The sequence below is a fragment of the Nereida ignava genome (assembly GCF_047114695.1).
GTDB lineage: Bacteria > Pseudomonadota > Alphaproteobacteria > Rhodobacterales > Rhodobacteraceae > Nereida > Nereida ignava.
This window is the reverse complement of the sequence record NZ_CP112885.1, coordinates 756163-773920: the sequence shown is the minus strand read 5'-3', so window position 1 is coordinate 773920 and position 17758 is coordinate 756163. Positions and strand designations below refer to the sequence as shown.

Here is a 17758-nt window from a genome sequence, read left to right as displayed (position 1 = left end):
CGGCGCTATCTGTTGGCGTCAAAGTGATCAGCGCAGGCCGCAAGGAAAGCGGTGCGCGTTGCTTCGACTTCCATCAAAACTTCATGCTCGCCCGCTGCGTATTCAATCAATGTTCCGTTAGGCCAGTTGGCCATGCGGTGATGAATGCGGGATGGGTCAACGATCTTTTCGGCGTCCCCAAGTCCGCAAATCGTCGGTACGGGTGGGCTGGGCATCTTTGATAAGGTGCGCGTTTCGCGCAGTGCCCCGTTCAGCCAAGCAAGTGTCGGGCCACCCAAAGCAATTTCGGGAATACCTGCGAGGTGGCTGCGCATATACGCGTACATCTCAGGGTCGCGGGTCAGTTTGTTCTCATCAAAGCTGTTGGCAGTCACGACAGGCTCAGCGCTGGTGCCGGGGGCAAGCATTGTGCGAAGGGGCGTGGGTTTCAGCAAGCTTGATATAACCCACGCAAGGGGGCGCAGGTGCGAGGCAAGCTCAATGCCCCACATTGGCGCAGAAAAAGCAGCCGCTTTTACATTGAGCCCGTTCATTAACGCGCGTAACCCGATGCAGCCCCCCATTGAGTGTCCGATCAAATAATAAGGTTTCGGCAGGTTCAGGTCTTCTACGGCTTTAAGGAACGCCCGAACATCGCGCTGATAGTCGGAGAATTTCTCGACGTGGCCTTTTAGCGGATCATCGATAAGGCGATCTGCAAGACCTTGGCCGCGCCAGTCAACGCTTGCCACAGCATAACCGCGCGCGGCAAATGAAACTGCGGTCAGCCCGTATTTTTCGATATACTCAGTACGCCCGGGAAACAGCAAAACTGTTCCTCGGTGGGCGCTTTCCGTGCCCCAATGGCCCACGCGAATACGCACGCCATCATCTGTGTGGGTCCAAAACGCACCGCCGCCATATGGCCCCAGAGCCAAATCATTATGGAACGGTGCGCTTTTCATGTCGTTCAGCCCAATACGGACGACAGGGCCATTGCCTTGCCCATGTCCCCGTCCACGCTCAGCTTGCCTGTCATGAAGGCAGCGGTGGGGTTCAGGGATCCGTCGAGGATGGATTTGAATGTGTCTGTATCTGCAGTCAGGGTCACATCTGCATCGTCATCGGCGGCCCGTGCGCCATCGGCGTCGATTATGATCGCGCCTTCACCTTCGATCACAAATTTCGCGATACCTGCAAAGCCGTCTCCCCCCATTTTTTCGTTCAGGGCTGCTACTGCGATTTCGATTACGTCACTCATCTTGAGGCTCCTTAAGTCAAATATTGCCCGAAAGACCGGTGATCGCAGGCAGGTTGCCAAGTTTGATCTAGCCAACGGGGGGCTGTGCGCTAAACTCAACTTCATGGGAGAGCATAGAAGACGCAACCACTTATCTGCTGTGACGTTAGGTTCATTTCTGGGCCTTCAACTCTTTGTCGCAAACATTGCAATGGCGGGGCCTGCAGCAGAAATTGTTGAGCGGCTCAAGAATGCCACACCTGACAGCTATGCCGTAATTGAACGCGAGCTGGAAAATGCGTGGTCGCGCTCAGGCTCTGCAAGCGCTGATCTGTTATTGCAGCGGGGGCGCGACGCGATGGAGGCGGGTGAGTTCAAAGTGGCAATTGGGCAACTGACTGCACTTGTTGATCATGCGCCAGAATTTGCAGAAGGCTGGAACGCGCGGGCAACTGCGTATTTCAACCTTGAAATGTATGGCCCCGCTCTTGATGACATCAGACAGGCACTTGTGCTGAACCCGAACCATTACAAAGCCATGAGCGGTTTTGGCATCATCCTTGAGCGAAGCGGCAATCTGCAGGCGGCACTGGATGCTTTTCGCAAGGCGGCCTCTATACATCCAAACCGCGAGGACATAGCAACAGCCATAGAGCGACTTGAGCGCGAAGTGGGCGGCCAGCAGGCCTGACTGCGGCAGGTTCAAAGCAACATCTGAGGGGCAGGTCACGTGGCAATTACCGCCGTTCTAGGGCCAACAAACACGGGTAAAACCCACTACGCGATTGAGCGCATGTTGGCGCATCGCACGGGTGTGATTGGGCTTCCGCTGCGTCTTTTGGCGCGCGAGGTGTATGACCGGCTGGTTAAGCTGCGCGGTCCCAATGTTGTTGCATTGATCACGGGCGAAGAACGTATTGTCCCTGATCGGGCTGCCTTTTGGGTGTGTACGGTTGAGGCGATGCCTGTGGGCATTGGCGCAGATTTTGTGGCTGTCGATGAGATACAGCTGTGCGCCGATCTGGACCGCGGGCATGTTTTCACCGATCGCTTGCTGCACGCGCGAGGCACCCGTGAAACACTCTTTATGGGCGCGGAGACAATGAAGCCGGCCATTGCCGCGTTGGTGCCAAAAGTGCAGTTTCTCAAGCGCGAGCGGTTTTCGGCGCTGACGTACACGGGCTCCAAAAAGATCAGCCGTATGCAAAATCGAAGTGCGATTGTCGGTTTTTCGGTCGATAACGTGTATGCCATTGCAGAGGTGCTGCGCCGGCAAAAAGGCGGCGCTGCTGTGGTCATGGGGGCGCTCAGCCCGCGGACGCGCAACGCGCAAGTTGAGCTTTACCAAAACGGCGATGTTGATTTTCTGGTGGCCACGGACGCCATCGGAATGGGGCTCAACCTTGATGTGAAACATGTCGCCTTTTCTAGCCTGACCAAATTTGACGGCCGCCGCATGCGCCAACTTCAGCCTAATGAGCTGGCACAAATTGCGGGACGGGCAGGGCGTTACCTTGATAATGGTACTTTTGGCGTGACTGGTGAGGCACCCGCCCTTCACGACGAGGTGGTCGAGATGATTACCGAGTCGCGTTTTCCGCCGGTGACCAAATTGCAGTGGCGTAATTCTGCGTTGCGATACGGCTCGATCAAATCGCTCCTGGCGTCATTGCAGGACAAGACCAACAATGACTGGCTGACGCGTGTGCGTGACGCGGATGATCTGGTGGCGCTGAAGGCGCTGTCTGGTGAGGCGGAAGTGGTTGCGCGTGCAAGCGACGGCCCCTCGGTCAAGCTCTTGTGGGACGTTTGCTGCATTCCTGACTTTCGCGGCATAAGTAACGCCGAACACGCCCATATGTTGTTGCAGATTTACACCTTTTTGCATCAATCGGGCAAAATACCCGCAGATTGGATGGCCAGACAGGTTAATCGCCTCGACCGAGTGGAAGGTGACATTGACACCGTGTCGAAACGTCTGGCTTACATTCGCACGTGGACGTATGTGGCCCAACGTAAAGGTTGGCTTGATGATAACGACCATTGGCGCGGGGAAACCCGTGTTGTAGAAGACCGCCTGTCAGATGCTCTGCACGAGCGTTTGACCCAAAGATTTGTGGATCGCCGCACCAGTGTTTTGTTGCGGCGGCTCAAGCAGAAGGAGGCCCTTGTGGCTGATATTAACGACACCGGTGAAGTCACCGTAGAGGGCCAGTTCGTGGGCCGTATCGAAGCATTCCGTTTCCAGCAGGACACAAGTGCTACCCCCGACGAGGCAAAGACCCTTCGCCAAGCAGCGCTCGCTGTTTTGGCCCCTGAATTCCATCTGCGCGCAGATCGTTTTTATAATGCCCCTGACACCGAGATTGATTTTACCGAACAAGGTGGATTGATGTGGGGCAGCAGTGCCGTTGGCAAGTTGGTCGCAGGAAGCGACCCGCTGAAGCCCGTCGTGAAGGCATTCGTTGATGAAGAGGCCGGTCCAGATGTGGCCGCCAAAGTCCAGCGCCGCTTGCAACACTTTATTGATCGCAAGATTGCGACGCTTTTTGAACCGCTGACTAACTTGCAGGGCGATGATGCGCTCAACGGGTTGGCGAAAGGCTTTGCGTTCCGCATGGTCGAGGCCTTGGGCGTAGTGCCCCGTGGTGAGGTCGCTGACGATGTAAAAGCGCTTGATCAAGAAGCACGTGGCGCGCTGCGCAAACACGGCATTCGCTTTGGCCAGTTCACCATCTTCATGCCACTTTTGTTGAAACCTGCACCTACGCGTTTGCGTTTGGTTCTTTGGTCTTTGGCCCAATCGCTCGATAATTTTCCTGAAGCGCCCCCCGCCGGTTTGGTTACTGTTCCGGCAGTACGCGGCCGTCCACGTGGGTATCACTCAATGGCGGGCTACCGCGCGGCGGGTGAGCGCGCGATCCGCATCGATATGCTTGAGCGTTTGGCCGACATGTTGCGCGATCAAGACACCCGCGGTGGCTTTGAGGCGACGCCGGACATGCTGTCCATAACGGGCATGACCCTTGAGCAATTCGCTGATTTGATGGCTGGTCTTGGATATAAAGCCGACAAAGGTGAACGTGTTAAGGTAAAGCAAGTTGCACCCACAGATGCAAAACCGAGCGAGACTGCTGAAACTGCGGAGGTGCCGTCTGAAGTTACGGCTGATGCTGACCCGGCAGCTGAGCAGAACGATGCGCCTGGTGATGCAGTTCAGGCGACTGATGCGCTAGCTGAGGAAACTGCGCCAGAAGCCCCAGAAATGGAAGTGTTTTATACTTTTGCTTGGGGTGGCCGTGCCGCTGCCAAACAAGGTGGTCGGGGCGGGGATCGCAATGGCGGTCAAAACCGTAACGCCAACAAAGCGCGCAAAGGCGGCAAGCCGAACGCGGGCAAAGGTGGCGATAAGCAGCGCGCTCAAAAGTTCAGCGCAAAGCCTGAAAAGAAAGCCAAAATCGATCCTGATAACCCCTTTGCCGCTGCGCTGATGGGGCTCAATAAAGGGTGAATAGACGGTGACTGCTGAGGGGCAAGTTCCAAGCCAACGCCTTGATAAATGGCTTTGGCACGCGCGTTTTTTCAAGACGCGCACATTGGCCGCTCGGGTTGTGTCGGAAGGTAAAGTACGCGTCGATGGTGCGCCTGTTTCAAAGCCGGCGCGCCAGATCAGCCGAGGCGTTACGCTGACGTTTAGCAAGGACGATCGCGTTCGTGTTATTCACGTTTTGGGCATTGGTGACAGGCGCGGCCCTGCGCCCGAGGCCCAAGCGCTTTACGATGATCAAAGTCCCGCGCCAGCGCCAGTTGACCCTGCCGCGCGTGGGGCAAATCCGCGCTTTGAGGGCGGCAAACATGGAACTGGTCGCCCGACAAAACGGGATCGGCGGCAAATGGACCGCTTTGATGGTCTTGAATGATAGCGAGTGCTGGATTAGTGAACGTGCACGCTCAGAAAACGGATTACGAATATGACTTATATCGTCACTGATAACTGTATCGCCTGCAAATACACCGACTGCGTGGAAGTCTGCCCCGTCGATTGTTTCTACGAGGGTGAGAACATGCTGGTCATTCATCCTGACGAGTGCATTGATTGCGGTGTTTGCGAGCCTGAGTGCCCCGCTGATGCGATCCGCCCTGACACGGAGCCGGATATGGAGAAATGGGTTGAGTTTAACCGCAAGTATTCCGAAAGCTGGCCTGTGATCATCACCAAAAAGGATCAGCTTCCAGACGCAGAGGCGCTGGACGGTGTGGCCAACAAGCTTGAGACGCATTTCAGTGAACAGCCGGGCGAGGGCGGTTGATTCGCCGCGCTGTTAGGTATTTATGAAGAACACACGATAGCCTCATGTTTTCATGAGGCTTTTGTGTTTTTAGCGGGTCTTTCGATAGACTCGATTTTATGATATGTCTTCATTGTGTTTATGCTCGTTTCCACTACCCATCTGATCGCTTGGACCGGAATAGCGGATCGCCATAAGGCGCTTTAACACACATATTTAGCACCCTGTCACGTCGTTGCTTTGCACCGGCATGTGCAGTGGTTTTGTCGCCTTGCTAGGCGGCTTGGAACAAAGGAACAATAAGAATGAGTAAGTCAAAAAAGCTCGACTTCAGTCCCAATCAATACGTGGTGTATCCGGCACATGGCGTTGGCAAAATCGTCAACGTGGAAGAGCAAGAAGTGGCAGGCCTGACGCTCGAGCTATTTGTTGTTGCGTTTGAGAAAGACAAAATGACCCTGCGCGTGCCGACACACAAAGCAGTTGATGTGGGCATGCGTAGCTTGTCCACGGGTGATGAAATCGCCCACGCGATGAAGATTTTGAAGGGTAAAGCAAAAGTGAAGCGCGCAATGTGGTCACGCCGTGCGCAGGAATATGAGCAAAAGATCAACTCGGGTGATCTGATTGCGATCGCCGAAGTTGTGCGCGACTTGCACCGCAACGATGACCAGCGTGAGCAAAGCTATTCAGAGCGTCAGCTTTATGAGGCAGCTCTTGAACGCCTGACCCGCGAAGTAGCCGTGGTCAGCAGCGAAGATGAGGGGCAAGCAGGTTCAAAAATCGAAGACGTATTGAACAGCCGCGCACCGGCTGCTGCGTAGATGTGACCTGCTAAATGAGGTTAGCTTGCGAGTACGATTAATAGGCTAATTTCTGTAAGTTGTTGAGTGGCACCCAGGACATCTCCTGTGGTGCCATTTATTTTGCGCATTGCAATCAAGGCCACAGCGCAAGTCACCAGACCAGCAGCGATCATCATCATGATTGGGCTCGGTGCAAAGACTATGGTCACAACCATTCCGATCAGGGCGGCGGCACCCACATGGATAGGCTCAGGCTTTCCAACGGACGCGGCCAGCCCACTGGGGCGTGCGTTTGGCAGCGCATACATCAATGCAACCATGCCAACGCGGGACAAAGCCGCGGTCGCTACCAAGAAAAGTGGGCCAAAGGCGGTAAGAGCAAGCCAAAGTGCCGCGCATCGCAATCCTGCGCTCATGATTAACGCGAGGGTGCCGTAGCTGCCGATCTGGCTATCTTTCATGATCTCAAGGCGTCGCTCAATAGTGTAGCCGCCCCAAAATCCGTCTGCGCAATCAGCCAGCCCATCTTCGTGAAGTGCGCCGGTCAAGATCATGCCGGCGGCAAGAATAAGCCCTGCGACCAACGGCACAGGCACGCCAAGCCATATCAGCATGGCCGCCAGAGTTGCCTGCAGACCACCGATGACCAGCCCCACAATGGGATATGACCATGTTGCAAAAGCCGCGCGCGCCATAGCGTGATCCGCATCAACGCGTACCGGCAGGCGCGATAGCAATCCGACCGCTGCGAGGATATCGCGCAAATCAAACAGATCAGGTCGGTTTCGTTCGTTGCCCTTCATGCTGGGATGGGTAAACAAGGGCACAACAAACTGCAATGAGGCCTGATGATGACTGTAACTTTTAATACCCTTGATGAGTTCCGTGCCCTTTTGAAAACGGCGCCCCATGCAGATCAAAAAGCCCTGTCGGAAGCTGCTGATCGTAATGGTCAATTGACCAAGCCCCCGGGCGCGCTTGGCCGACTTGAGGATATAGCGCTTTGGTATGCCAGCTGGCGCGGTGAGGCTGCCCCGCAAATCAGTGCTCCGCAGGTTATCATTTTTGCGGGTAACCACGGCGTAACAGCACAAGGCGTATCCGCGTTTCCGGCTGAAGTAACCGCGCAGATGGTCATGAATTTTGAGCACGGTGGTGCCGCCATCAATCAGTTGGCCAAAACTTTTGGCGCTGCGTTGAATGTACACGCGCTTGACCTTGATCGCCCCACGGCTGATTTCACCGAAGGCCCAGCTATGACTGCGGCCGAGGTCGTGACAGCGCTACAAACAGGTTGGAACGCCGTTGACGCAAACGCTGACGTGTTGGTGACTGGTGAAATGGGCATCGGCAACACAACGTCTGCTGCGGCCATTGGCGCGGCTCTTTTGGGCGGTGCTGCCGCTGATTGGACAGGACGTGGTACCGGTGTTGACGATGCGGGTCTCGCTAACAAAACCCGCGTTGTAGAACAGGGGCTTGCGGCAAACGCGGGGCGTGACGGGCTTGAGGTTCTGCGCACATTGGGTGGGCGTGAATTGGCAGCGATGGTCGGTGCAATTGCGCGGGCGCGGTTTGAACAGATACCGGTCATCTTGGATGGCTTTATCTGCTGTGCTGCTGCGGCGTGTTTGGAAAAGGAAAAGGCAGGCGCACTTGATCACTGCGTAGCTGGCCACCTGAGTGCCGAAGGTGCCCATGAAAAACTGTTAGCAGGCATTGGCAAAGAACCACTTTTGTCCCTTGGTCTTCGCCTTGGCGAAGGCTCTGGTGCAGCTTTGGCCTTGGGCGTTCTTAAGGCCGCTTTGGCGTGCCACTCTGGCATGGCGACTTTTGCCGAAGCGGGTGTCTCAGACGCGTAAAGCTACTCAGTGGTATCTTTGGCCGTGTGCTCTTTGAGGGGGCGCGCGGCTTCAAGACTTTCAAGGATTGCTGTCTCAAAATCTTTGTTGAGGGCGCGAGATTTCTCGATGTAGGCCGTGTTCTTCTGCACTGGTTGGCTGGGATCCCACAACTCGGCCAATTCTCGTAATGCGGCACGGTCAAGTTTGTAGAACGTCTTTTGCGCCTCGGCGGCCTCAAATTCGGTCAGTCCCATGTTTTCCAGTGCGTAGCGGCCTGCACGAAGCGAGCTGTCAAACATCTCACGAACGATGTCGTTGGCACCCGCTTGATAAAGCGCATACACATGAACGCGGTCGTAGGCCCGCGCGATGATGTGCAAATCAGGGCGCTCTTTGCGGGCGTATCTGACAAGCTTTACTGCGGCGTCTTTGTCATCAAGCACCACAACCAAAATCTTGGCGTGCTGCAGCCCCGCTGCGTGTAGTGTTTCAGGGCGGGTTGGGTCACCGAAAAAGCCTTTGAATCCAAAGGTACGCATTAGTTGGATTGTTTGCAGATCGTTATCCAGTACGACAGTTTTGAAACCAGCCATCTGCACAAGACGGTTGATCACTTGTCCAAAACGCCCGATCCCAGCGATCAGGATATGCCCTTGTTCCTCATCGATGTCGTCGGGGTTTTGGGTGTCTTTGCTTGCATCCATAAGATGCTGAAAACGGTCATACGCAATAAAGAGCAGCGGTGTGATCAGCATCGATAGGGCCACGACAAACAACAGCTTATCTGCCAGTTGCGTTTGCAGGACGTGTGTCTGAAGCGCAAAGCTGATCAGGACAAACCCGAATTCACCCGCCTGTGCTAACCCAAGTGTAAACAGCCATCGGTCGCGGCCTTCGACGTGAAAAATGATCGATAGCCCGTAAAGAACAGCCGCCTTTATCACCATCACCGCTAAGGTCAGTCCAATCAGACTGAAGGGGGATTTGTAGAAAGTCGCAAAATCAATACTGGCACCGACAGTGATGAAAAACAGCCCAAGCAGCAGGCCTTTGAACGGCTCCAGATCGCTTTCCAGTTCATGGCGAAACTCGGAGTTGGCCAGCACGACACCTGCAAGAAAAGCGCCCAAAGCGGGTGACAGGCCAACAAGGCTCATCAAAACGGCCGTACCTACAACAAGCAAAAGCGCCAGCGCCGTGTACATCTCACGAAGGTGCGCGTGATGGATATAGCGAAACACCGGACGAACAAGGTACACACCGATCAAAATGACCAAGCCAACGGCGGCTATAGTGACCAAAGTAACGCCCCATCCTGGCAAGCCATCGACTAGCGACATGGAGTGATGGACGTCTTCTTCGGGCTTCATCCGGATTGAGCCATCTGGCCCAAGGGATGGGACAAATTGCAGGGCAAGTAGTGGCAAAAACGCCAACATCGGGATGACGGCGATGTCTTGGGTCAACAAAACCGAAAAGATGTTTCGCCCGCCGCCTGTTTGGGTCAATCCCTTTTCTGAAAGCGTCTGTAGGACGATCGCAGTCGACGAGAGTGAGAAGATTAGTCCGATTGCCAACGCAGTATTTACGGGCTGGCCCAAAATCATTGCGCCCCCCATGATCAACAGCGTCGTCACACCAATTTGCAGACCGCCGAGGCCGATCAGCCTGTCACGCATATCCCAAAGGGCGCGCGGCTCAAGCTCGAGCCCGATCAGGAACAACATCATGACGATGCCGAACTCTGCAAAATGCTGAAGTTCTTTGGTCTCGGCGCCAACAAGCCCAAGCAATGGGCCAATGACAATACCCGCCCCGAGGTACCCCAGAACAGAACCAAGACCCAATCGGGCGGCTAGGGGGACAGCAATCACTGCGGCTGCAAGATAAATGCTGGCTTGAAATAAAATGCTGTCCATGTCGCCTCTTAGCCGGAAGGTATTTCCAGTTTAACCTGTCTGCCGGACTTTGAATACCGCAGATCAGAGCGGCCAATTGCCGTCACGCGTCCACCGTCCAAACGGTCGCCGACAGTGACTTTGCGGTAGCGGCCGTTTTTCAGACGGACCAATGCATTGCGCGCATTTGGTTTGCCGGAGACGCCGATCAGGTTGATCCGGTTGAAGCGGATTGCATTGCGTAGCGTCGCGTTGCGCGCCACGGTTGAATTTACCGCACCATTTGGGCGCTGTGTGACGGGGGCTGTTGCTGCGGCTTGGGGTGTTTGGGGCACCAAAGCAGCTGTCTGCGTTGTTTCCAAATCGCGCGGGCGCAGGTTGGGCTTTGGTGATACGCGGACCGCTTGTGCAGTGCCTTGGGGGATTTGCGCCGCAGCGGTCGCCAGCGCAGCTTCCACGGCTGTGTCGACTTGCGCCTGATCAAGCGGCACGAGCGATGGGTTGTTTGGGCGCGCCGCAACTACGGGTGTTGGCGCCAGATCAGCGGGGCGCAATTTTGGACGCAGGGCGGCAAGTTCAGCACGTGAATACCCGCCCAGTGTTTCACGTTCATTCGCGTCTGATAACGAATTTGGCCGTAGCCGTGGCCTGAACGCTGCAAGCGGGTTTTCGGTCTTTGCGACCTCTGGCGATGGCTCCGGGACGACAACTTCGCGCACTGGTGGGACCACGGGCGGTTTGCCTGTAAAAACAGTAATGCCATCGGGCGTTGCGGCACCGTTTGCGGTTGGTTTCACCAGACCATTTTCGTCAAAATCAAATGTTTGCCCTGCCGCTGCCGGACTGCCGATACGCGGCACCGGTGCGTCTTGACGCAGCAACCGCTCTGACGGCAGTGCGACCGCGTCTGAGAAATTGATAAGCGGGTCGAGCGACGCAAAGTAAGTTGCCTCAAGGTCCGGGGCAGGCAAAAGAGCCGCCGGCTCTACGCCGCGCTGCCAGATGCCTGAACGCTCAAACAATGTCTGCGCGTTGTTGATGGTCATGGTTTCTACGGGTGCAGGTAACACCCGGCGCAGGCTCAACCTGTCTGGATCAAGCGGTTCAATGGGTAAGGTGGCGATGCCTTCGAAATCTTCGCTTGCCGCATCGTCGATTTCATCGGCGGTCGGGAAAGCGGAGAATGGTCCGGGCAGTAGGCCGTTTTCATCACGCTGCGGGCGCTGCTCATCAGGAGCGGGGATACTGTCGGCTGGTGCCGCGATCTCTGTCGCGCTTTGCTTGTCGCCGAACAGCCAAGACACTGCTGGGTTTTCAGAATTTCCCCAAATGAGCGCCGCCGCAAACAAAGCGGCCAATAGAACACCTGTGAGGATCAGCCCCAGAAAGCGTGGTTTGCGGGGCGTGTCTGCTGTTTGACGGGCGCCAAAAACGGTAAGTGCTTCGGCTTCGGGTAGGTCTGTTGTTTCGGCTAGGGGCTGCGTTGAGGTGGCAAGGCTTCTCTTTTGCGGCACCGGGGTTTCAGCTTGGCTTAGCGGCGGTGTTGCGCCCCCGGGGGCTGCCTTCGTTGCTGCGCCCAAAGCAGGCGCGGCCCCAAGTTGATCTGTTGGGACAGTCCGGCGGGTGGAGAATGTTACGGGCGCATTTGATGTGACCTCGTCAGGCTTCTCAGTGGGTTCAAGCGCTGGCACCGGCTCGCTTTGCGGCGCGTCTTCCCAGTGTCCGACGTTTTTGGCCAGACCGGTTTCCCGGTCAATGCGTTGTTGCGCATCCAGTAGATTGGCGGCGGCTTTCGCGGTGCCAAAATAGGGTTCTCTGCTAAGGTCTGCTGTCCCGAAGTTGCCGGTTTCTGGTAGCCCCACAAAGCAAATGGGGTTCAGCCCGTATTGGGTTGCAAAAGCCTCTGCCTCAGTCAGGGTTTCCACAGCGACGGTGGCGATGTTGGTGGTGGTACCGGTTGTGGTCCAATCATACCGCAACTCGTTAACGGGATAGGGGGTTTGCCCTTCCAAAGCCTGTGCGCAGGCAGTTTGCCCGTCACTGATTTTTTCAGGAACCGCAGCTATTTCAAGAAAACGAATTTGATCGTTGGGGATAATGAGTTTGCTGCGCATCGGAGCGCCTAAGATATCTTCGGCGCGCAGGCGCAACGCCTCAAGCGATCCGGTCAGGTCAGGGTCATCAAGCGGAACTTGGCCGATGCTGCGCCAACCGTCATTGGCCTTCAGCAGGGCCGTTATTCCGTCAACGCTCAGCGAGATGGCAGCATTTGGAAACATACGTAACGAAGCCTTTTAAACAGGGTACGCCACAGATTTACCGTGTCTGCCCCCCAAGGGAAAGGAAAAGCCAAGCATTAGGCGGCAGTTTGCGTCATACTTGGTAAAGTAATTGGTCGCTTTGGTGAAAACGAGGTTGGTGATGAGACGAGTAATAGATGTTTGCGCCGCGTTGGCGCTTTGTGCGTTTGGGTTGGCAGCGTCTGCATCCGCGCAACAGATGACGGGCGCGGATGGTCAAAGAACAATCACAGTCAGCGGGCAGGGGTACGTTAATGCTGTGCCTGACATGGCAGAGATCAGCGTGGGCGTGTCAGGACAGGCGATAAACGCGCGCGATGCATTCGGTACTGTGAACAGCACCATGCAAGCGGTATTGGGGCGCCTTGCCGATTTGGGGATTGAGCCGCGTGATATTCAAACCCGTGATTAACGTGTGCAGCCTGAGTACGCCCGTGAGCCGTCTGCCACGCGCGAGATCATCGGCTATACGGCGCGCAATACTGCTGTGGTGCGCGTCAGAAATACTGGTCTTCTTGGAGACGTCATTGATGCAGCCATTGGGGCGGAGGCGAACGAGTTTTTCGGCATTCAATTTTTACTTCAGGACCCAGAGTCACTTGAAGGCCAAGCGCGGGTTGAGGCGGTCATGCAGGCCCGTTCTAAAGCCCGCGTTTATGCCGAAGCTGCGGGTGTGACATTGGGTGCCGTGCTGTCGATCCGCGAGGGCGGCACGTCTGCGCAAAGATCAAACCAATTTGCACTTGCGCGCAGTACCGAAGCAATTGCCACGGGTGAGGTTGGGGTATCGGCGGGCGTAACGGTGGTCTACGCAATCGAGTAGGTCGCTCGCTCGGTATGAGATGAAGGACATAAAAAGGCCCCCGCCAGCGATGTGCCAGCGGAGGCTTTAGATGGTTTGGACTATGATTAAGCGCTGGCTTTGCTCAAGGCCTGATCCAGATCGGCGATCAGGTCATTCACATCTTCAAGGCCGATTGATACGCGCACCACATTTGGCCCTGCGCCAGCGGCCTCTTGCTGTTCAGCAGTAAGCTGGCGGTGGGTTGTACTGGCTGAGTGGATGATCAAGCTGCGTGTGTCGCCAAGGTTGGCCACGTGGCTGAAAATCTCAAGACTGTCGACCAGCTTAACGCAGGCCTCATAGCCGCCCTTGACCGCAAAAGTGAACAGCGCGCTGGCACCCTTGGGGCAAATCTTTGACACAAGATGGTTGTAGGGTGATGACTTCAGACCGGCGTATGTGACGTAGTCGACGCGGTCATCTGCCTCAAGCCATTGCGCGATTTTCTCCGCGTTGGCTACGTGACGGTCCATACGAAGCGAGAGAGTCTCTGTGCCCATCAACGTGTAGTGCGCGGCTTGGGGGTTCATGGTCATGCCAAGGTCGCGCAAACCAATTGCGATACCGTGGAAAGTGAATGCCATTGGGCCGAAGGTGTCGGCGAAAACTGTGCCGTGATATGCGGGTTCTGGCTGGCTGAGTGACGGGAATTTGTCATTCGCTTTCCAGTCAAACTTGCCGCTATCCACAACGCAGCCGCCTGTGACCGAGCCATTACCCGTGAGGTATTTTGTAGTCGAGTGCACTACCAACGTCGCGCCATGCTCAATCGGGCGGCACAGGTAGGGGGTCGCAGTTGTGTTGTCCACAATCAACGGAATACCGGCTGCATCTGACACTGCCGAGATGGCATCGAGGTCTGTGATGTGACCACCTGGGTTGGCGACAGCCTCGCAGAAAACGGCACGTGTGTCATCGTCGATGGCGGCTGCTACGGCTTTGGGGTCGTCAAAGTCAACAAACTTGGCGGACCAGCCAAAGCGTTTGATTGTCTGGCTGAACTGGGTGACCGTGCCGCCGTAGAGGCGCGTTGATACGACAACATTGCGCCCCGGCTGCATGATCGGGAACAACGCCATGATTTGTGCTGCGTGACCAGACGAGCAGCACACCGCGCCAACGCCGCCTTCCAGCGTCGCGATGCGTTCTTGTAGTACTGCGACTGTCGGGTTTGTCAGTCGCGAGTAGATGTATCCCACTTCTTCAAGGTTGAAGAGTTTCGCGGCGTGATCTGCGTCGCGGAAAACATATGCAGTGCTTTGGTAGATTGGGGTATTGCGCGCACCTGTGGCCGGATCAGGGCGGGCGCCTGCGTGGATTTGCAGGGTATCAAAGCCGTAGGTCGTGTCAGTCATGGGGTCGTCCCTTTCTCTTTACGTTGGGCCAATAGCTACGCTACGAAGGCGACAGGCTCAACAGGAGGACGCTATGCTGCACCCATTTCATTTGGCCATAAATGTGCATGATCTTGATGAGGCGCGTTCGTTTTACGGCGGTGTACTTGGCTGTACCGAAGGGCGCTCAACACAGACATGGGTCGATTATGACTTCTTTGGCCATCAGCTTAGCCTGCATCTTGGGCCAATTTTGACAACGGAAAATACTGGGCACGTCGGCGAACACCTTGTTCCGATGCCCCACTTTGGTCTGGCGCTGCCTCTGACTGACTGGACCGCACTTGCGGGACGCCTTGAGGAGGTCGCGACCGATTTTGTGTTGTCGCCTCAGGTTCGTTTTCAAGGGGAACCTGGCGAGCAGTGGACGATGTTTTTCCGTGACCCAAGCGGCAATCCGATTGAGGTAAAAGGCTTTCCTGAAATGAGCGGCGTTTTTGACAGCTAAGCAGGCTTACGAGGGTTTCGGACAGGTCCGCGTATAGTAGTGCAGCCAAGGTCCCGCGGTCTCCAACGTTGTGTTGTAAAGACCCAAGACCGGTGTTGTATCAATTTCACGGGTGACCAATTGGTAACATTCAAAAAATTTAGGTTCGTCCAGAAGCTCAAAATCCATTCGGAACACGGGGGTTTGTGCGGTGAAGCCAGTTGCAGGGCCAAAAACAATGATGTCGGGCGCGCGGCGCAAAACATATTGAGCATCGCCTTTTGCGTGCCCTGGAATTTCTTGGGCAAACCCAAGGGGCGGGCCAACGGGATGTTTGGCGATATGCGCGTCATTTAGGCCAAGTGTATCGATAAAGGTATGGTGTGCTGCGACAAACGGTGTGGCGCCAGCGGTAGCCACAGCAATTGTAAGTGGCTCGGGGTAAGTGTCGACTAAATGCTTTCCCATGATGGCGCCGAAAACAGCGGCATTATCTGCGTGAAGCCGCTCAAGCATAGTCGCGGTTAAGGCGCTTGCTGCAATCAACGCCACCGCCGTAGCCGTGCGCATCATTGGCGTCATCATTGCCATGATCGAGACGGCGATGATGACCAAGAGCGGCGTGAGGGGCACGAAGAACCGCGCGTTTGGCATATGATCACCACCTGCCCACGTGATGTAGCAAAGCGAAATTAGGGCCACGAGAGATGCCGCCAAAAAAGCGCGCTTTGCTTTGAGGTTGTCAGTTGAACGCAGCAAAATTGCGCCGACCGGTAGCAAAAATAACGTGGGCAGCAGAGGCAGGCTTTCGCGCAAATATTCCAACCCAAGCATCAAACGCGTGCCTGTAGAAACGCCGACTTTGGCGTAGAACGTTAGGGGGAGGAGTTCGCCGTAAATTGCGTGCCGCACAACAATATGCCCGCATAGGATCAGCGCTGATACGCTGCCGATTGCGACAAAGTGAACAATCCGTCTGCGAACAGGCAAATTTGCAAATGCCAGCAAGGCCAACCCCATCGCAAAATTGCCGATCAATGCATCCGGACGTGCGAGATAGGCGGCGGCAAACAGCCCCGAGGCTGCCAGTGATAGCGGCAGGCTGTCATCGCCTTGCAATATTCGGAACGCCAAAACGTAGGCGCCCGCGGCAAGTGCCGCCACAAGCACCGGCTCTAATCCGCCAAAAACCCACGTGATAACTGGCGCGCTTATCACGGCGCACATCGCGGCTACTTTTGAACCCATTGGCATGGCAAAGCTTTGCGCCAATCGCCAAGCGATCACAACAAGGCCCAAAAAAGTTGTGGCGTTAATAAGTTGTGCGGCCAACATAGGTCCGATACCGGCCATGATGAGCGGCGTCACCAACAAGATGTGCAACAGGTTGGTGTATCCTTCGGCGTATTCGCCCAAGTTCCAGACCAGTTGGCCGTGCTCTGCCAAGTTGCGTGCATACCTTAGTGAGATCAGCACGTCGTCGTGAAAAAAGCTACGTATTTTCCAAAGCAAAATCCCAAAGATGGTGAGCAGGGCGATAACTGCGGTCGTTGAAAAAGTAATGCTGAAACCACGGACCGTTATGATTGCCGTGTCGCTGGGATCTGCGGTTGGGTGTTGCGTTTCAGACGCGCTCATCGCATCCAGAACCCTTCACGTTTGAGCGTGTTGCGGATGGCTTGCTCGCGGCGGGGCAGGTCATTTTGGTCAAATAAGGCGCGGGCTTTTGGGCCGCGTCCTTGGTAAATCATGCGCAACATTGGCTCGTACTCTTTAAGGACTTTTTTAATTTTGTTGGGGGCTGTGACCGTCTCAAGCGTTTCAACGACATGGTCGCTCTCACGTGTATAGAGCAGCGGAAACAGCCGGTAATGACAACTTGTCTTCCCGTCGAGAAACTCCGTTGGCAATGCGTCGCGTTTGCCGCCAAGACTGTGGATCACAAGGGGCAGGGCGACCTGATCAAGCCATGGGTCGAGTTCTTGCAAAACCAGCTCGTCGGGACGGTCATCGCGGATGGCTAGGGCATACTCTAAAAACCGTTCGCCGAAGATTTTAGGGCAGCTATAATAGAAAAAGCCCGCGTTGAAATAAAGATGCCGCCGCCAGAACTCTGCCGGCTCATTCAGATCAAGGCTGCTTTCGTAATCAAGCCCGAACTTGTCATACAGGGATTTCCAAGTGGCCGCATAGCCTGGCCAGTACAGGTCTTCTTTTGGCCAAGTGCCTGTGACGCGGGTTGATGCAGACGGCACGTCGAAATCAAATGGCACATCGGTCAGCTCATCTGTGATCAATGTGTCAGTGTCGAAAAAGACAAAGGGCTCGCCAGCAGGCAAAATGCCAAGTGCCTCAATTTTGTTTCCGTAGGGATAAGCCTGTCCAAAATGCTTGTTCTCAAATGGAATGATTTCTGCGCCGAGCCTCATCAGGAGGGTCCTGACCTCAGGTGAGTTGATGGTGGGGTCTTTGCGCCACAATTCCCCTGCTTGGGGTTCTGCCACAATCAATCGTCCGGAAAACTTTGGGCTTTTTGCGCGCAATGAGGCCGCGAAAACAATGGCTTCGTACATCAGTCGTCCATTTTGACCGACGATCAAAATGTTGAAATCAGCGCGAGGCTGTTGGTGATGTGTACGTGGCGCCATGTATGCTGATCTTTGTCAGGTTTGCTCGGCGGGACGATATTGAGGTTTTATCAAAATGTCATTGAGAAATATCGATTGATATTAATGGC

Annotated in this window: 15 protein-coding genes and 1 pseudogene; 8 read left to right on the top strand and 8 right to left on the bottom strand. The window is 55.4% G+C overall.

What is annotated here, in order from left to right; genetic code table 11:
- Nucleotides 1-5: 5 nt before the first annotated feature.
- Entirely contained in the window at nucleotides 6-944 is a 939-nt protein-coding gene (locus tag OLX08_RS03735) for an alpha/beta fold hydrolase (protein WP_391482590.1), read from the bottom strand.
- A 5-nt stretch (nucleotides 945-949) separates the two neighbouring features.
- Entirely contained in the window at nucleotides 950-1240 is a 291-nt protein-coding gene (locus tag OLX08_RS03730; protein WP_341245901.1) for an SCP2 sterol-binding domain-containing protein, read from the bottom strand.
- Nucleotides 1241-1343: 103 nt separating this feature from the next.
- Here OLX08_RS03730 and OLX08_RS03725 point away from each other — a divergent pair, with 103 nt between their 5' ends.
- From OLX08_RS03725 to OLX08_RS03705, 5 genes are all read left to right on the top strand, one after another.
- On the top strand, nucleotides 1344-1910 hold the full coding sequence (locus OLX08_RS03725; RefSeq protein WP_391482588.1) for a tetratricopeptide repeat protein: 567 nt from the start codon (nucleotides 1344-1346) through the stop codon (nucleotides 1908-1910).
- A gap of 102 nt (nucleotides 1911-2012) precedes the next feature.
- A complete protein-coding gene (locus OLX08_RS03720) occupies nucleotides 2013-4730 on the top strand; it encodes a helicase-related protein (RefSeq protein ID WP_391483168.1) in 2718 nt (905 codons plus the stop codon).
- A gap of 7 nt (nucleotides 4731-4737) precedes the next feature.
- Nucleotides 4738-5139, top strand: a complete 402-nt coding sequence (locus OLX08_RS03715; protein ID WP_391482586.1) for an RNA-binding S4 domain-containing protein — start codon at nucleotides 4738-4740, stop codon at nucleotides 5137-5139.
- A gap of 51 nt (nucleotides 5140-5190) precedes the next feature.
- Entirely contained in the window at nucleotides 5191-5529 is a 339-nt protein-coding gene (gene fdxA, locus OLX08_RS03710; protein WP_341245898.1) for a ferredoxin FdxA, read from the top strand.
- Between the two features lie 284 nt (nucleotides 5530-5813).
- A complete protein-coding gene (locus OLX08_RS03705) occupies nucleotides 5814-6332 on the top strand; it encodes a CarD family transcriptional regulator (RefSeq protein WP_048597829.1) in 519 nt (172 codons plus the stop codon).
- A 20-nt stretch (nucleotides 6333-6352) separates the two neighbouring features.
- Here OLX08_RS03705 and OLX08_RS03700 read toward each other — a convergent pair whose 3' ends face one another.
- Complete coding sequence (locus OLX08_RS03700; RefSeq protein WP_391482584.1) at nucleotides 6353-7117, bottom strand: adenosylcobinamide-GDP ribazoletransferase; 765 nt, start codon at nucleotides 7115-7117, stop codon at nucleotides 6353-6355.
- 48 nt (nucleotides 7118-7165) lie between these two features.
- Between OLX08_RS03700 and cobT the strand changes: the two genes are divergently transcribed.
- Nucleotides 7166-8176, top strand: a complete 1011-nt coding sequence (gene cobT / locus OLX08_RS03695) for a nicotinate-nucleotide--dimethylbenzimidazole phosphoribosyltransferase (RefSeq protein ID WP_391483167.1) — start codon at nucleotides 7166-7168, stop codon at nucleotides 8174-8176.
- Between the two features lie 2 nt (nucleotides 8177-8178).
- On the opposite strand, the gene OLX08_RS03690 is transcribed toward cobT, so the two are convergent.
- Entirely contained in the window at nucleotides 8179-10077 is a 1899-nt protein-coding gene (locus tag OLX08_RS03690; protein WP_391482582.1) for a monovalent cation:proton antiporter-2 (CPA2) family protein, read from the bottom strand.
- 8 nt (nucleotides 10078-10085) lie between these two features.
- A complete protein-coding gene (locus OLX08_RS03685) occupies nucleotides 10086-12335 on the bottom strand; it encodes a hypothetical protein (protein ID WP_391482581.1) in 2250 nt (749 codons plus the stop codon).
- A 142-nt stretch (nucleotides 12336-12477) separates the two neighbouring features.
- Between OLX08_RS03685 and OLX08_RS03680 the strand changes: the two are divergent.
- A pseudogene (locus tag OLX08_RS03680) lies at nucleotides 12478-13179 on the top strand (SIMPL domain-containing protein).
- Nucleotides 13180-13265: 86 nt separating this feature from the next.
- Here the strand turns inward: OLX08_RS03680 and OLX08_RS03675 are convergent.
- A complete protein-coding gene (locus OLX08_RS03675; protein ID WP_341245892.1) occupies nucleotides 13266-14555 on the bottom strand; it encodes an O-acetylhomoserine aminocarboxypropyltransferase/cysteine synthase family protein in 1290 nt (429 codons plus the stop codon).
- Between the two features lie 73 nt (nucleotides 14556-14628).
- On the opposite strand from OLX08_RS03675, the gene OLX08_RS03670 reads away from it, so the two are divergent.
- Nucleotides 14629-15042 (top strand): VOC family protein, encoded by a 414-nt coding sequence (locus tag OLX08_RS03670; RefSeq protein WP_391482579.1) that lies wholly within the window; start codon nucleotides 14629-14631, stop codon nucleotides 15040-15042.
- A gap of 6 nt (nucleotides 15043-15048) precedes the next feature.
- Here the strand turns inward: OLX08_RS03670 and OLX08_RS03665 are convergent, their stop codons facing one another.
- Both OLX08_RS03665 and OLX08_RS03660 read right to left on the bottom strand, forming a co-directional pair.
- Nucleotides 15049-16659, bottom strand: coding sequence for a hypothetical protein (locus tag OLX08_RS03665; RefSeq protein WP_391482577.1), 1611 nt, complete (start codon nucleotides 16657-16659; stop codon nucleotides 15049-15051).
- A complete protein-coding gene (locus tag OLX08_RS03660; RefSeq protein ID WP_391482576.1) occupies nucleotides 16656-17669 on the bottom strand; it encodes a hypothetical protein in 1014 nt (337 codons plus the stop codon). Before OLX08_RS03660 ends, OLX08_RS03665 begins: the two co-directional genes overlap by 4 nt.
- Between the last annotated feature and the right edge of the window lie 89 nt (nucleotides 17670-17758).

What these genes read in the sequence shown, in the direction of transcription:
- OLX08_RS03735 (WP_391482590.1), bottom strand. Translation starts at nt 944, where the DNA reads ATGAAAAGCGCACCGTTCCATAATGATTTGGCTCTGGGGCCATATGGC.
- OLX08_RS03730 (WP_341245901.1), bottom strand. Translation starts at nt 1,240, where the DNA reads ATGAGTGACGTAATCGAAATCGCAGTAGCAGCCCTGAACGAAAAAATG.
- OLX08_RS03725 (WP_391482588.1), top strand. Translation starts at nt 1,344, where the DNA reads ATGGGAGAGCATAGAAGACGCAACCACTTATCTGCTGTGACGTTAGGT.
- OLX08_RS03720 (WP_391483168.1), top strand. Translation starts at nt 2,013, where the DNA reads ATGTTGGCGCATCGCACGGGTGTGATTGGGCTTCCGCTGCGTCTTTTG.
- fdxA (WP_341245898.1), top strand. Translation starts at nt 5,191, where the DNA reads ATGACTTATATCGTCACTGATAACTGTATCGCCTGCAAATACACCGAC.
- OLX08_RS03705 (WP_048597829.1), top strand. Translation starts at nt 5,814, where the DNA reads ATGAGTAAGTCAAAAAAGCTCGACTTCAGTCCCAATCAATACGTGGTG.
- OLX08_RS03700 (WP_391482584.1), bottom strand. Translation starts at nt 7,117, where the DNA reads ATGAAGGGCAACGAACGAAACCGACCTGATCTGTTTGATTTGCGCGAT.
- cobT (WP_391483167.1), top strand. Translation starts at nt 7,166, where the DNA reads ATGACTGTAACTTTTAATACCCTTGATGAGTTCCGTGCCCTTTTGAAA.
- OLX08_RS03690 (WP_391482582.1), bottom strand. Translation starts at nt 10,077, where the DNA reads ATGGACAGCATTTTATTTCAAGCCAGCATTTATCTTGCAGCCGCAGTG.
- OLX08_RS03685 (WP_391482581.1), bottom strand. Translation starts at nt 12,335, where the DNA reads ATGTTTCCAAATGCTGCCATCTCGCTGAGCGTTGACGGAATAACGGCC.
- OLX08_RS03675 (WP_341245892.1), bottom strand. Translation starts at nt 14,555, where the DNA reads ATGACTGACACGACCTACGGCTTTGATACCCTGCAAATCCACGCAGGC.
- OLX08_RS03670 (WP_391482579.1), top strand. Translation starts at nt 14,629, where the DNA reads ATGCTGCACCCATTTCATTTGGCCATAAATGTGCATGATCTTGATGAG.
- OLX08_RS03665 (WP_391482577.1), bottom strand. Translation starts at nt 16,659, where the DNA reads ATGAGCGCGTCTGAAACGCAACACCCAACCGCAGATCCCAGCGACACG.
- OLX08_RS03660 (WP_391482576.1), bottom strand. Translation starts at nt 17,669, where the DNA reads ATGGCGCCACGTACACATCACCAACAGCCTCGCGCTGATTTCAACATT.